The following is a 13,862-nucleotide window of genomic DNA, read 5'->3' on the forward strand; positions in this document are numbered from 1 at the left end:
GTCAAAAACCAACTGTACACCGGTGAAAAATTAGACACCGAATTTCATATCAAGACGAACTAACATTCGATTTTTTGTCAAAAAATTCGAACGTCTATTTTGTGCGCCCTTTTTTAAGAAAAACATATCGAAATCTTTAAAAAAACTATCTTGACATATTACCAGATTGCTTTATAAATTTAGTTAGCATTACAACTTCAGTATATCCCAATCAATTAATACTAAACATTATTTTTAAATCGTATCGTAAATATGGATCCTTTGCCTACTTCACTTTGAGCTTCAATAGAAGCTGAATGTAGAGTTAAAATATCCTTTACTATGGTTAATCCGATTCCGCTTCCTTCAATTTTATTTCTGCTTTTATCTCCCCTATACAGCCTTTCAAATATAAAAGGTAAATCTTCTTTGCTAATTCCAATTCCATTGTCTCTTATACTAACAACAATACTTTCTTTATCTCTAGTTAAATTAACCCAAACTTTTCCTCCATAATCTGAAAATTTTACTGCGTTAGATAAAAGATTAATAAATACCTGTTTTAATTTGTCTGCATCACCTACTATACTATAGTCCTTATCCGGTCTTATATTATACACTAACTCTATACTTTTCTCTTTTAATGCAATTGAAAAGCCATCACATACTGCAGATAACAATTCATCTAATAAGATCTTCTCTTTATTAACAGAAATTGTCTCTGATTCAAATTCTTTTAGGGTATTTAGGTTATTTAAAAGCTTTCCAAACCTGATAACTTCATCATTTAAACCTATTAACTGTTCTGTATTTACCGGAAAAATTCCGTCAATCATGGCTTCTAAGTTATTTTGAAGAACATTAAGTGGAGTTCTTATTTCATGTGATATATCAGAAACTAGCCTTTTTCTTAATAAATCTTGATGATTAAGTTTTTCTCCTAACGTATTTATACTGCTTTTAAGCTTTTCAATCTCTAATATGTCTGTATCTACATTAGTTTTAGAATTATAATCTCCATTAGATAGCTTTACTGATACATTTGATACTTCTCTAATTGGTACTGAAAACTGCTTTGAAATATACAGGCTGATAATTATTACAATAAGAAGACTTAAAAAAATACTAGCAATAATTCCTTTGTTAATGGATAATTTAAAATTTACATCATCAGCAGATAGTAACACTGAAGAATATTGACCTATCTGTACATATCCAACAACATCACCATTATATTTAATTGGGAAACTATTTGTAGTAAAAACTCCACTTTTACCATCTAAGGATTTAAAATGTTCTTTTTCTTTAATATCATTTGGATCCATCATCCAAACCAACTTTTTATTTGAATCTAAAAGAGTTATGCAGTAATTGCTCATATATGCCTCATGCTTCATTTCACTTCCTGAAGCTGCTGTCCATTTTTTATCTCTTTTATAAACCTCTTGGAAATACTGTACTATTCTATCATTTCTTTTATTCTGGTTGTTCACCATATATTCACTAAATTTATTATTTATTGTGATATTTACAAAGATAGCAGTTAATACTACAGCTAATATAGAACAAGCTAAAATTATAATGCTTAGCTTTCGCCTAATACTATACATCAATTGTCACCACCAAACTTATATCCTAGTCTAGTAACTGTCAAAATATACTTAGGACTTTTACTGTCTTCTTCTATTTTTTTCCTTATGTTTTTTATATGAACATCTACAGTCCTGTCAAACCCCTCAAAATCCATACCAAAAACCCTATCTATTAATTGTTCTCTAGTAAGAACTTTTCCTTTATTTATTGCAAGAACATATAAAATATCAAATTCATTAGGGGTAAGGGATATTTCTTGTCCTCTAACTTTTACAATTCTACTATCTTTATAAATTTGGATATTTCCATTATCTAAAGATAAAACTGAAATGTTATTTGCCCCTAACCTTCTGAATAAAGAATTAACTCTGGCAACCAGTTCTCTTGGACTAAAAGGTTTAACTAAATACTCATCTGCACCTGTATTAAGCCCCTCTATTCTGTCTTCTAATGCAGATTTAGCAGTAACCATAAATATATGCACATCAGACTTATCTCTTATAATTTTACATATTTCCTCTCCTTGAATATCCGGCAGCATTAGATCAAGTATTATTAAGCTAAATTCAATTGAATCAAAGAGTTCTAAAGCTTTTAGTCCAGTTGTTGATGTATATACTTCATAACCTTCCTTTTCTAAATATGCCTTTTGAATATTAGATACCTTTTCCTCATCTTCTACTATTAAAATTTTATTCATGTTACTCACCTCAATTTTGTATTGTAAAAAACTAATTCTATTATTAACTCTCATAATAGCTTAATTTTATAAAGATTATATGTAGATTGTAGAATTATATAAAATCTATAGTAATCTCTTATTTAGCTGCACTCCAAAATTGCCCCTAGGAATCTTTATAAAATCTTCACATCGTTAATTTATAGTATGTATAAAGCAAAAATTTAAATCGACTGCTTTTTAAAAGTACTATAAAATTAATAGTTACAAATATATTTAGGAGGACAAGTGATGAAACAAAAATTTAAAATATGGTTAATGGCTGCAAGGCCTTTTTCATTAACTGCTTCTATAATTCCAGTTACAGTAGGTGCTATATTTGCTGCAAAGGAATCAAAATTTCAGTTTATATACTACCTAATTTCCTTATTAGCTGCTGTACTTTTACAAGCCTCATCAAATATGATTAATGACTATGATGATTTTATTAACAAAGTTGATACCAAGGAGTCTGGATCTTCTAGTGGTATTATTTTTGAAAATTTATTGACTTCTGAAGAACTTCTTAAAGGAGGACGCTTAGCTTTAGCCTTAGGATGTATACTAGGACTATTTTTAGCTTTTCAAAAAGGGATTTTTATTCTAATTCTAGGTACTATAGGAGCTTTAAGTGGTTATTTTTATACCGGAAAGCCACTTATGCTAAAATACAGAGGTTTAGGTGCCCCTTTAATATTTATGATCTTTGGTCCCCTAATGACGCTCGGTGGATACTTTGTTCAAGTTCAGAGAATTAATATAAACGTACTTCTGTTATCTATACCAATCGGGCTTTTAACTACAGCTATTTTACACGCAAATGATATTAGGGATATTTATCATGATAAAAAAGCTGGAATAAAAACTCTATCTATAATGACTGGAAGAACTAATGCCTGCTATATTTATTATGGTTTAGTTTATTTATCCTATATTTCTGTTTTAGCTATGACTTATTACAGAGTTACCCCTATTTGGAGTTTACTTTGTCTAATTACATTGCCAACAGCATTGAAAAATATCAATAAATTGCGTATTTCTAATAGATCTAATTCTAAACTCGCTACCCTTGATCAGGAAACAGCAAAACTACAGGGACAATTTGGCGTTATTATTATTATTTCAATACTATTTTCTTATATAAGATAAACGGAGGTATTACTCTTGAACAATAAAAACTATAAATATTTAACTTTTACATTGTTTGCAGCAGCAATCTTATGGTATCTAATGTTTGTTATAAAGCCCTTTAACTTTTGGATAGAAATGAGTGGATCGATATTACTATTAATATTAATGGCATTCTTTGTTGATAGAGATATATTCCACTTTGGGAAAATAAAGGGAAGATATATTCTAATTGGAGTAGTCTCAGCTATAGTATTATATGGAGTATTTTATGCAGGAAATATTATATCAGGATACTTATTTCCATTTAAGGATGCTCAAATTTCATCAGTTTATAGTAATAAATTAAATGCTAACTTAGCACTAATAGGATTGCTGCTATTTTTTATAATTGGTCCAGGTGAAGAACTATACTGGAGAGGCTTTATACAAAATACTTTAGGTAAAGAATTTGGAGAAAACAAAGGATATTTATTTTCAGTTTTATTATATGCAGCTGTCCATATTGTTACAGGCAACTTTATGCTAATTATAGCAGCTTTGGTATGTGGATTATTCTGGGGATGGCTTTATAAAAAAGAGAAGAGTTTGATACCAGTAATTATCTCCCACGCTATTTGGGATTTAACAATATTCGTTTTACTTCCACTAATGTAATTTTTTTAACTATATATAGGACAATATCCCAATAATTAATTTTTATAGTTTTTTAATTTCTTCACAACTTCTTTATATGTAGGCTGTATAATTCAAATAAAATAAAAATTATTTTATAAATTTAGAAAAAGTAATTTGGAGGTATATATTATGAATTGTCATGAAGATAACAAAGAAAAACAAGGAACTCATAAACATATTAAACAGTCTCTCCTTAAAAAATAATCGTAGAATATAATAAATTTAATTAAGAAAGAAGGTATACTGGACATGGTGAGCAATTCCTTAGAAGTACAAAACATTTTCTCATCTATCGCAAAAAAGTATGATATATTGAATTCAATTCTAACCTTTAACATAGATAAACTCTGGAGAAAAAAAGCTATAAGAGTGTGTGATCTAAAAGTCGATAGCACAGTTTTAGATTTATGCTGTGGTACAGGACAGATGATTAATTATGCCTGCAGGAAAGTAGGGAAAAATACTGAAGTTATAGGACTTGATTTCAATCAAGAAATGATTGATGTTGGATATAAAAGACTTAACCAAAACATAAAGGCTTATAATTTTAAATTAATAAAAGGTAACGTTTTAGAATTACCTTTTGAAGATAACAGTTTTCACTGTGTAACAATCGCCTTTGGTCTTAGAAATATTAAGGATAAAAATAGAGCTCTATCAGAAATGTATAGAGTCTTGAAGCCTGGAGGAAAATTAGTCTGCCTTGAGCTATCCAGTCCAGAACTTCCTATTCTTAAAGAGCTTCATTCAGCATATTTGACTTTTGTTCTACCTACTATTGGTTACATAGGTACAAAAGACAAAGGAGCATATACCTATCTTATGAATTCTGTAAAAAACTTTACTTCTAAAAAGAAATTAAAGCTTTTATTTGATGCTGCTGGTTTTATAAGTACTGGATATACATCTTTAACTGGTGGAATTGCTTCAGTTCATTATGGAGTCAAAAAATAGATTCTATAGAAATATTATATTAAATTGACTTGTAGTTAGATTAAAAACCCGAATTTAGTTATAACATTCATGACTAAATTCGGGTTTTAACTTATTTAATAGTTTTTTTAATTTTAAAGTATATCTTCATATTTTCTTCACAGCAAATTTCTATAATAACAATTGTAAATAAGATATAAAAAAATTAATTATCCATTAACTTACTTAATTAAAATATACAGGAGGTCAAAAAATGAGCTTCAATGGAATTTCAATTCCAATAATAAAAGAACTTAATCAACTTGAGTCAGAGTTAAAAAATATTGCATCAAAATTAGATTCTACTATTACACAAGATATTTTTACCTACTTTTTTTCAATTCCAGGTAAAAGACTAAGACCTACATTAACATTTTTATCTGCAGGTGCTATTAGTAGCGAGCTTACTTCATCTGCAAAACACAACTTAATTCAGTTATCAATAGGCTTAGAGCTTATTCACAGCGCTAGTCTAATTCATGATGATATCATAGATGGTGACTTACTAAGACGTGGTCAGAAAACCTTAAATAAGACCTTTGGAAATAAGATAGCAGTGCTTGCTGGTGATGCTTTGTACTCAAGAGCCTTTACTATTTTCTCAGATACTCTGCCAAGAGAATTTGCGCAGGTAATGGGCAGAGTTACTGAATCAATGTCTGTAGCTGAAATATTAAATGCTAACAATCCCTCTCCCGATCGTGAAACCTATTTTAAAATCATCTTAGGAAAAACAGCATCTTTCATGAGCGCTTGTTGTAGGCTTGGTGGCAGCATAGCTTATGCCCCTTACGAAGAGTCTAATATGCTTTCTAAATACGGTGAAAACCTTGGTATGGCATATCAAATACTGGATGATTATATCGATGAGGATCCCGTTGCAATGAAAAATGTAACTATTGAAGAGGGATTTGAATTTGCATATAATGCCAAAGCTTCTATTGAAAATTTAAAAGACTCAGCATACAAACAAAGCTTAATAATGTTAGTAGACTATGTTTTAGATTTTTATAGTCCTAAGGTAGAGAATACATTATAGTGACTATTCTACTTATGGCTGCTGGAGCAAATGCCTATATATTTGGCCTTGATAGATTTATTTTACCTAAGTTAGTCAAGCTTTTTAATAAAAATTCTAATATAAAAACGGTGACATAATTTTGTTAATGTTAGCAGCCCTAAAACGCAAAAACATTAAACTAATTGTAAAGGAAGGTATTCAAAATGAAAAACAAACTAATTAAAAAACTATCAATTATTTCAGCTCTAGTTCTAACTTTATCAACATCAGTATTAGCTGATGGTAACGGAAAAATGATAGAAAAAAACATTGATGGAGTTAAAGCAACTCTTATGCTAACAGGAGATAAGGCTAAAACTGGTGATAATGAGTTAACATTAAAACTATCTGATGATAAGGACAAGCCAATAAATAACGCTGATGTAAAAGTATCTACAGAAATGGATAAAGGCAGTATGGGTGATATGAATATGGGTGACTCTAAGGCTGAAACTATCCAATTCAAAAAGGGTCATGAGGATGGCCAATATGTTGGAACTGTAAAACTTAGTGATAAAGGTACATGGAAAATTAAAACAAGCTTTATGACAAATGCTGGAGACAAGATGGCTGATTTTGATGTTGATGTAACAAGTTCTGGACCTAACTGGTTTGTCGTTGGAGGCTTTTTAGTAGTAGCTGCCTTAATTATAATAACTGCCGGGATATCAAAGAAAAATAAGAAGGCCGTAAAATCATAGAAAGTGAGGTAATATTTTGTGTCAGAAAAAAAGAAAACTAAAATTGATGAAGAAAAAGCATACTCATCAGATGATAAAAACCTTTTAGACAACAAAAAATTTGCAAGCTTTATGAAGAGTAAATGGTATCCTGGTGTTTTTCAATGGCCAGTAGCAATAGTATTTGCATTTATAGTTTATCAACTTTTATTCGGTTCTACAAGTGCCCATGATAACTTTGGCACCGCTGCCACTTGGGTATTATGGTGGCCTCTACTGCCAATTATAATGTTATTATTAGGTAGATTTTGGTGTACAATCTGTCCTTTTGGGACACTTAATGACTTAGTTCAAAAATTTGTTGGTAATAATCGTCCTGTACCTAAATTTCTAAAAAAATATGGAATTTGGATTATTGATGCAATATTCATCTTAATCACGTGGAGCGATCATATTTTTGGTGTTGTTGAATCACCAAGAGGTTCTGGTAACCTTCTCTTATTGATTACTCTAGGTGTAATTGCTTCCGGTGCTATATTTGAACGTAGAACTTGGTGTAGATATGTTTGCTTTTTAGGAGGATTGTCTGCTAACTATACTAGAGCAGGTATGATGGAACTTAGAGCTACTCCTGAAAAATGTGCTAAATGTAATGTTGCTGCTTGTTACAAAGGAAGTAATAAAGCAGCAGGATGTCCTATGTTTGAATTTCCGAGAATCATGGATACTAATGCAGAGTGTAATTTCTGTGGAAACTGTGTGAAGAGTTGTCCAAATAACTCTATTAAAATATCAAGACGTGTACCTACTAGAGAATTGTGGTTTATCCGTAAACCTAAACTTGAAGAGTCATTTCTTGCTATTGTAATTATGGGTATAGTATTTGTGCAGAACATCACTATGCTTAATATATGGGAGCCTATATTAAATTGGCTTGAAAAAACTGCTGGTACAGATAGCTATTATGTAACCTTCACTATAACCTTTACTATAGCAATGTTAATTCCTATAGTAATGTTAGCAACAACAGGGCTAATTGCTAAAAAGTTTAACGGAGATTCTGTGAAACAAAACTTTGCTAAGTTCGGATATGCTATTATACCACTAGATATGGCGGCTCATATAGCCCATAACCTTTTCCACCTACTAGCAGAAGGGAAATCAATTTTTTATACTTTTGTGGGGTTATTTGGAATTGAAATGCAAGGTTCAACAGCAATATTGGATACTCCAACAATACAAACTCTTCAATATATCCTAATTGTTCTTGGAACTATAGGTTCAATATACACTGCATATAGACTTGCTAAAAGTAATTATGGTGGTAAGAGTAGTAAGTCCCTAGGGACTTCAATAGTATATGGCATTTTAATACTGATATTAGGTATTATAAACATAATACTATTCATGCTTCCAATGGCAATGCGTATGTAACTTAAATGCTATCAGAAAACATTTTTCTGATAGCATTTTCTTCATAAAATCTACATATTAATTTTGTAAAATATGATTAAGTTATTACCTCAGTAGTTTTTATTATTTATAACAGCATAAATAAGAGGTATTAATTCATTATAAAATTAGTTTGGGGATGATATGTTATGATAAAAATTGGTAACAAGGCTTTGAATTATGCTCAGAGTAAAAGTCTATGTTTTGTAGTATTAATTAAAAATACAGAAATAGATTGCGATTGTGGTAACATTCATAATCATGTGAAAACTGTTAAAATTAAAGCTTTATTTGAAACTGAAATAATAGACAAAGAGTTATATGATATTTATAAATATACTGATATTAAAGTATTTATTTTAAAAGATTTAAAGATTGCTGAAGATATAAATATTTATCAGAAAGTAAAGATACCTTTTATGAAACCTACATTTGGAGTTAAAGGTATCACAGCTTAATAATATCTTATCAAATTTATCTCAAACCTTCTTAATTCTTGACTTAACCAGCCTTATTTTCACAGCTGAAAAGCCTAGTAAATAAATTTTAAGGTAAGTTAATAAATCTTCATTTTATCTACATAACTCTACTATATACTATACACAAATAATAAAAATTAAGAAATTCAACATGTTTTTAATATTGAAAAGAGGTATTTAATTTGGAATTCTTAGTAAATATGTACTAAATTGAACAATTAGTAAAGCAAGTATAGTAAAGTATTTTATTTGTAAGAATAAATATATAGATTGAATAAGAATTTTAGGAGGAGAGATTAATATGATGCATGGATATTGGGGATGGGGAATGATGCCTATGATGATTGTATGTTTTTTACTTATAATCGCTATATTAGTATTTTTCATTATATCATTTAATGGTAGAAAAGATTACCGACATGATAGAAAACCAATTGAAATACTGAATGAAAAATTAGCATCTGGTGAAATAAGTGAAGAGGAATATAAAAGAAAAAGGCAAATATTAACTGAAAAATATGATATTGATAAATAGTTATATACAAACAAAATCATGATCGCTCGTAAATTAGAACATCATAAAATAGGAAGTCTGATATAACACATTTATTGCTTATCGGATTTCCTTGTGCCTTTGTAACATTTAAAATGACTTAATAATGAGGATTAAAGAGATTATATTAATTTAAAGTCATTCAATGTTACAAAATAATATATTATATTTATTACCTTAATAAGAGTTAAATTTTATAAGGTCACAGAACCTTTTAGCCATTTTTCACACTTTTAAAAAACAAAAGAAACCATACATTCTATAAAATGAGAATGTATAGTCTCAATATTTTTTTCTCTACCTAATTATCTATTCTACCGTAACTGATTTGGCCAAGTTCCTAGGCTTATCCACGTCACAGCCTTTCTTTATAGAAATATAATATGCTAAAAGCTGCAGAGGAATTACGGAAAGCACTGGTGCAAATATATCATTTACCTTTGGAAGATATATTATAGAATCAACTGCTTTGCTAACTTCGTCACTGCCTTCAAAAGCAAAAGCCAATACGTTAGCTCCCCTTGTAGTTACTTCCTTAATATTACTTATCATCTTCTCAACCAAACGTCCTTGAGTAGCTCCTACAATTACTACAGTTCCGTCCTCAATAAGAGCTATAGGTCCATGCTTTAATTCTCCACCAGCATAAGCTTCAGAATGAATATAAGATATTTCTTTAAGCTTTAAAGAACCTTCTAATGCAACGGCATAATCCAATCCTCTTCCAAGGAAAAATACATCCTGCTCTTTATAAATCTTTTCTGCGGCTTCCTGTATAATGTCCTTATTTGAAAGAACTTTTTCTGCCTTAATAGGAAGTGTAAGCATATCCTTTTTTATTTCTTCCATCTTTTCTTCACTTATAGTTCCCTTGTGCTGTGCAAAGAACAATGCAATTATATACATTGCAATAAGCTGGGTTACATAAGCTTTTGTGGATGCAACTGCTATTTCAGGTCCAGCCCAAGTATAAAGCACGTCATCTGCTTCTCTGGATACAGAACTTCCTACTACATTTGTTACAGCTATTACTCTAGCACCTTGTGCTTTTGCTTCTCTCAAAGCTGCTAAAGTATCTGCTGTTTCTCCAGACTGGCTTATAATTATCATAAGTGTTTTTTCGTCTATTATAGGATTTCTATATCTAAACTCTGAAGCAATATCTACTTCTACAGGCATTCTAACCAATTTTTCTATTACATATTTTCCAACTATTCCTGCATGGTAAGCAGTTCCACAAGCTACTATATATATTTTATTTATATTTTTAATTTGCTCTTTAGTTATCTTTATATCATCTAACGTTATAGGCTTTCCAGGCATAATTCTTGATGTCATTGTATCTTTGATTGCCTTTGGCTGTTCGTGTATTTCCTTCATCATGAAATGATCAAATCCACCCTTTTCAGCTGCATTTGCACTCCATGTAACGTGGTATACATCCCTCTTTATTTCCTTTTTATCTTCTGATAAAAGTTTTACACCATCTTTAGTTATGACAACAAATTCATTGTCATTTAAAAGGTATATATCTCTAGTATGATTTAATACAGCAGGTATATCTGATGCTATATAATACTCATCTTTTCCAAGTCCTACTATAAGAGGGCTGTCCTTTCTTACTGCTACTAATTTTCCAGGTTCTTTTGAACAGATAACTCCTACAGCATAACTTCCCTTTATCTTAGATATTGCACGCATAACTGCTTCAACTATATCACCTTTGTAAAAATATTCTATGAGCTGTGGAATAACTTCAGTATCAGTTTCAGATACGAATTTGTATCCCTTTGAAGTGAGCCATTCTCTAAGTTGTACATAATTTTCTATTATACCATTGTGAACTACGCTTATAGTTCCATCCTGGCTGTTATGGGGATGAGCATTTAAATCAGATGGTTTTCCATGAGTTGCCCACCTTGTGTGACCTATACCTACTATTCCTTTTAGAGGATGTTCTGACAATTTATTTTCAAGGTTTTTAAGCCTTCCTTTACATTTTACTACATTGATATGATCATTATCTATTATGGCAACACCTGCAGAGTCATAACCTCTGTACTCAAGTTTACTCAATCCTTCAACCAAAATAGATGATGCTTGTTTCTTTCCAACAAATCCAACAATTCCGCACATAATCAATTCTTCCTTTCACATTTTAATATAATAAATTATAATCTACCTATAAAACACTGCAACTTTATTGATAAAAAATTTCATAAGCAAATAAAACCTGCATTGTTATTAAAATTTTACAGGTAAATATATTTTTGGAATCATATATTTTGATTCCTATTAAAGGTTTTAACACCAAACTGATGTTGTATCAGAAATCACTTCCTGGTTTTATCAGTTGTTAACGGTAGTGCGATACCGTGGGGCACCCGCCGAAGATTCGATACTCCCCATCCTCGTCAGCTCAAAGTGTTGTTTAAGTTAAGCCTTGAGCTCTGGCGCTTTATATTCACATTTTTCTTAAATTCAACCACCTTCTTTTTAAAATATAACAGTATTAAAAACCTGTCAATCTATTATATTCTTTAATCTTATTTTATGTCAACTAGATAGCTAAAATTAACTTTTTGTTCTTATTTTCATATTATGGAATTGAGATTGAAATGTGCTATATACCCTCAAAATTGTAAATATATAATAAGCCGCCTTTAAATTTTACTTTAAAGGCGGCTTTTTTTAACTGTGTTTTTTAAACACTATTAAATCATCTTCTAATTTATCTTGATTTCCAAGTGTAGCATAATGTCTTTGTAAAACTCCTGTAAGTTCCCAATCTTCCTTACCATACTTATTTAATTTTTCTTCTAAGTTTAAATTATCAGTTGAATTTAAAAAACGCTCCACTGTAAATATTCTATATTGCCACGACATTGGACTCACTCCTCTAATAATTTATATCTCAATTATTAGAGTGTCCAATTTCTAATATATTTAAAACATTTAATTTTTACAAATAAGAAATGCACTGTTAAATTCAATTACAGTGCACTTTTATATTTTTAATTCACTTTTGATTCAATAAGTTCAGCCAATTTATGCGCAATTTTATCTATTTCACTTTGATTTTGACCTTCTAACATAACTCTTACTAATGGTTCCGTTCCCGAAGGTCTTATAAGCACTCTTCCACAACCATCTAATTTTTCTTCTATCTTCTTTATCTCAGATATTATTTCTTCATCTTCTGCATATATATTCTTTTTATCATTTGGAACATTAGCATTTGCAAGTACTTGAGGTAAATTTTTCATCATAGAAGCACATTCAGATAACTTCTTTCCAGTCTTTTTTACTATAGAAGCTATTTGCAGTGCTGTTACAAGTCCATCTCCTGTAGTATTGTAATCCAGCATAATTATATGACCTGACTGTTCCCCACCTAATTTATAGCCTTGTTTTTTCATTTCTTCAAGCACATACCTGTCTCCAACTTTAGTCTTTACAGTACTCATTTGCTCTTTTTTGAGTGCTATATCAAGTCCAAGATTACTCATTACAGTAACTACTACCACATTTTTATAAAGTTTTCCTTCATCTTTTAAATGTTTTCCTATTATAGCCATTATAAAATCTCCATTTATGAGATTTCCCTTTTCATCCACTGCAAGACATCTATCTGCATCTCCATCAAAGGCAAGTCCTAAATCATAACCTTCTTTTACTACAGTTTGCATAAGTTCTTCAGGGTGAGTTGAACCACATTTTCTATTTATATTTATTCCATCAGGCTCATTATTTATAACTTTCACTTCAGCTCCCAATTCCTCAAAAGCCTTCACAGAAGTTACGTAGGATGCTCCATTTGCACAATCTAAAACTACCTTTAATCCTTTTAAATCTATATCTATAGTGGATTTTGTAAATTCTACATAGTCTTTTAGTGCTTCTCCTGTTTCCACTACCTTTCTTCCAATTTCAGCTCCAATAGGCATAGATACATCTTTAAAATTACTTTCAATTACTTTCTGTATCCTATCTTCTAATTCATCTGAGAGTTTATATCCCTCACTATTAAAAAATTTTATTCCATTATACTCTACAGGATTGTGTGAAGCAGATATAACTACCCCTGCATCCATTTTATATTTTCTAGTCAAATAAGCAACTGCTGGAGTTGGTATTACACCTACACAAACAGCTTCTGCTCCTACAGAAAGTATACCCGAAACCAGGGCACTTTCTAGCATATCTCCAGATATTCTTGTATCCATTCCAACTAATATCTTTGGTTTATGTGCCGTTTCTGTAAGCACATATGCTCCTGCCCGTCCTAATTTATATGCTAGTTCTGCAGTTAACTCCTTGTTTGCAATTCCTCTTACTCCATCAGTTCCAAACATTCTCTGCATATTATTAATACCTCTCTTATTAAAAGTTAATTTTTCTATAGGTTATCACACTAAATCTAAAATCTGTGCTCCTCTCTTACTTTGAAAATATTCATCTTTTATTATATTACATTAAAAATTTTTCCACAACGCAATTTTTAGCGATGTTTTGCTTTAGCAAAACAAGCTTAAAAATAAATTAGTTTTCTGACGTAGGGAGGAAAACT

At 30.4% G+C, this 13,862-nt stretch carries 13 protein-coding genes; 8 read left to right on the plus strand and 5 right to left on the minus strand.

The window, feature by feature from the left end; translation table 11 throughout:
• Window positions 1–221: 221 nt before the first annotated feature.
• Together CLCOS_RS10615 and CLCOS_RS10620 are read right to left on the minus strand one after the other, a co-directional pair.
• Window positions 222–1,589, minus strand: a complete 1,368-nt coding sequence (locus CLCOS_RS10615; protein ID WP_063599820.1) for a sensor histidine kinase — start codon at window positions 1,587–1,589, stop codon at window positions 222–224.
• Window positions 1,589–2,272: a response regulator transcription factor gene (locus CLCOS_RS10620; protein WP_063599819.1), complete on the minus strand. Its 684-nt coding sequence runs from the start codon at window positions 2,270–2,272 to the stop codon at window positions 1,589–1,591. The genes CLCOS_RS10615 and CLCOS_RS10620 overlap by 1 nt, the downstream gene beginning before the upstream one ends.
• Window positions 2,273–2,542: 270 nt before the next feature.
• On the opposite strand from CLCOS_RS10620, the gene menA reads away from it, so the two are divergent.
• The 8 genes from menA to CLCOS_RS10660 all read left to right on the plus strand — a co-directional run bounded on the left by menA (window position 2,543) and on the right by CLCOS_RS10660 (window position 9,274).
• Window positions 2,543–3,439: a 1,4-dihydroxy-2-naphthoate octaprenyltransferase gene (menA, locus tag CLCOS_RS10625; RefSeq protein ID WP_063599818.1), complete on the plus strand. Its 897-nt coding sequence runs from the start codon at window positions 2,543–2,545 to the stop codon at window positions 3,437–3,439.
• 15 nt (window positions 3,440–3,454) lie between these two features.
• Window positions 3,455–4,075 (plus strand): CPBP family intramembrane glutamic endopeptidase, encoded by a 621-nt coding sequence (locus tag CLCOS_RS10630; protein WP_063599817.1) that lies wholly within the window; start codon window positions 3,455–3,457, stop codon window positions 4,073–4,075.
• 270 nt (window positions 4,076–4,345) lie between these two features.
• Window positions 4,346–5,050 carry a bifunctional demethylmenaquinone methyltransferase/2-methoxy-6-polyprenyl-1,4-benzoquinol methylase UbiE gene (gene ubiE, locus CLCOS_RS10635; RefSeq protein ID WP_063599816.1) on the plus strand — a complete coding sequence of 235 codons (705 nt, stop codon included), beginning with the start codon at window positions 4,346–4,348 and terminating at the stop codon, window positions 5,048–5,050.
• A 232-nt stretch (window positions 5,051–5,282) separates the two neighbouring features.
• Window positions 5,283–6,107 (plus strand): polyprenyl synthetase family protein, encoded by an 825-nt coding sequence (locus CLCOS_RS10640; RefSeq protein WP_063599815.1) that lies wholly within the window; start codon window positions 5,283–5,285, stop codon window positions 6,105–6,107.
• Between the two features lie 185 nt (window positions 6,108–6,292).
• Window positions 6,293–6,829 (plus strand): FixH family protein, encoded by a 537-nt coding sequence (locus tag CLCOS_RS10645; RefSeq protein ID WP_063599814.1) that lies wholly within the window; start codon window positions 6,293–6,295, stop codon window positions 6,827–6,829.
• An 18-nt stretch (window positions 6,830–6,847) separates the two neighbouring features.
• On the plus strand, window positions 6,848–8,242 hold the full coding sequence (locus CLCOS_RS10650) for a 4Fe-4S binding protein (protein ID WP_063599813.1): 1,395 nt from the start codon (window positions 6,848–6,850) through the stop codon (window positions 8,240–8,242).
• Window positions 8,243–8,409: 167 nt separating this feature from the next.
• Window positions 8,410–8,718 (plus strand): hypothetical protein, encoded by a 309-nt coding sequence (locus CLCOS_RS10655; protein WP_063599812.1) that lies wholly within the window; start codon window positions 8,410–8,412, stop codon window positions 8,716–8,718.
• Window positions 8,719–9,040: 322 nt separating this feature from the next.
• Window positions 9,041–9,274 carry an SHOCT domain-containing protein gene (locus tag CLCOS_RS10660; RefSeq protein ID WP_063599811.1) on the plus strand — a complete coding sequence of 78 codons (234 nt, stop codon included), beginning with the start codon at window positions 9,041–9,043 and terminating at the stop codon, window positions 9,272–9,274.
• 327 nt (window positions 9,275–9,601) lie between these two features.
• Here the strand turns inward: CLCOS_RS10660 and glmS are convergent, their stop codons facing one another.
• The 3 genes from glmS to glmM form a co-directional block, all read right to left on the minus strand.
• Complete coding sequence (glmS, locus tag CLCOS_RS10665; protein ID WP_063599810.1) at window positions 9,602–11,428, minus strand: glutamine--fructose-6-phosphate transaminase (isomerizing); 1,827 nt, start codon at window positions 11,426–11,428, stop codon at window positions 9,602–9,604.
• Window positions 11,429–11,983: 555 nt separating this feature from the next.
• Window positions 11,984–12,178 carry a DUF4177 domain-containing protein gene (locus CLCOS_RS10670; RefSeq protein WP_013240632.1) on the minus strand — a complete coding sequence of 65 codons (195 nt, stop codon included), beginning with the start codon at window positions 12,176–12,178 and terminating at the stop codon, window positions 11,984–11,986.
• Window positions 12,179–12,306: 128 nt separating this feature from the next.
• Window positions 12,307–13,656 (minus strand): phosphoglucosamine mutase, encoded by a 1,350-nt coding sequence (gene glmM, locus CLCOS_RS10675; RefSeq protein ID WP_013240633.1) that lies wholly within the window; start codon window positions 13,654–13,656, stop codon window positions 12,307–12,309.
• Window positions 13,657–13,862 lie beyond the last annotated feature (206 nt).

The organism is Clostridium coskatii, from assembly GCF_001675205.1.
Taxonomy (GTDB): domain Bacteria; phylum Bacillota; class Clostridia; order Clostridiales; family Clostridiaceae; genus Clostridium_B; species Clostridium_B ljungdahlii.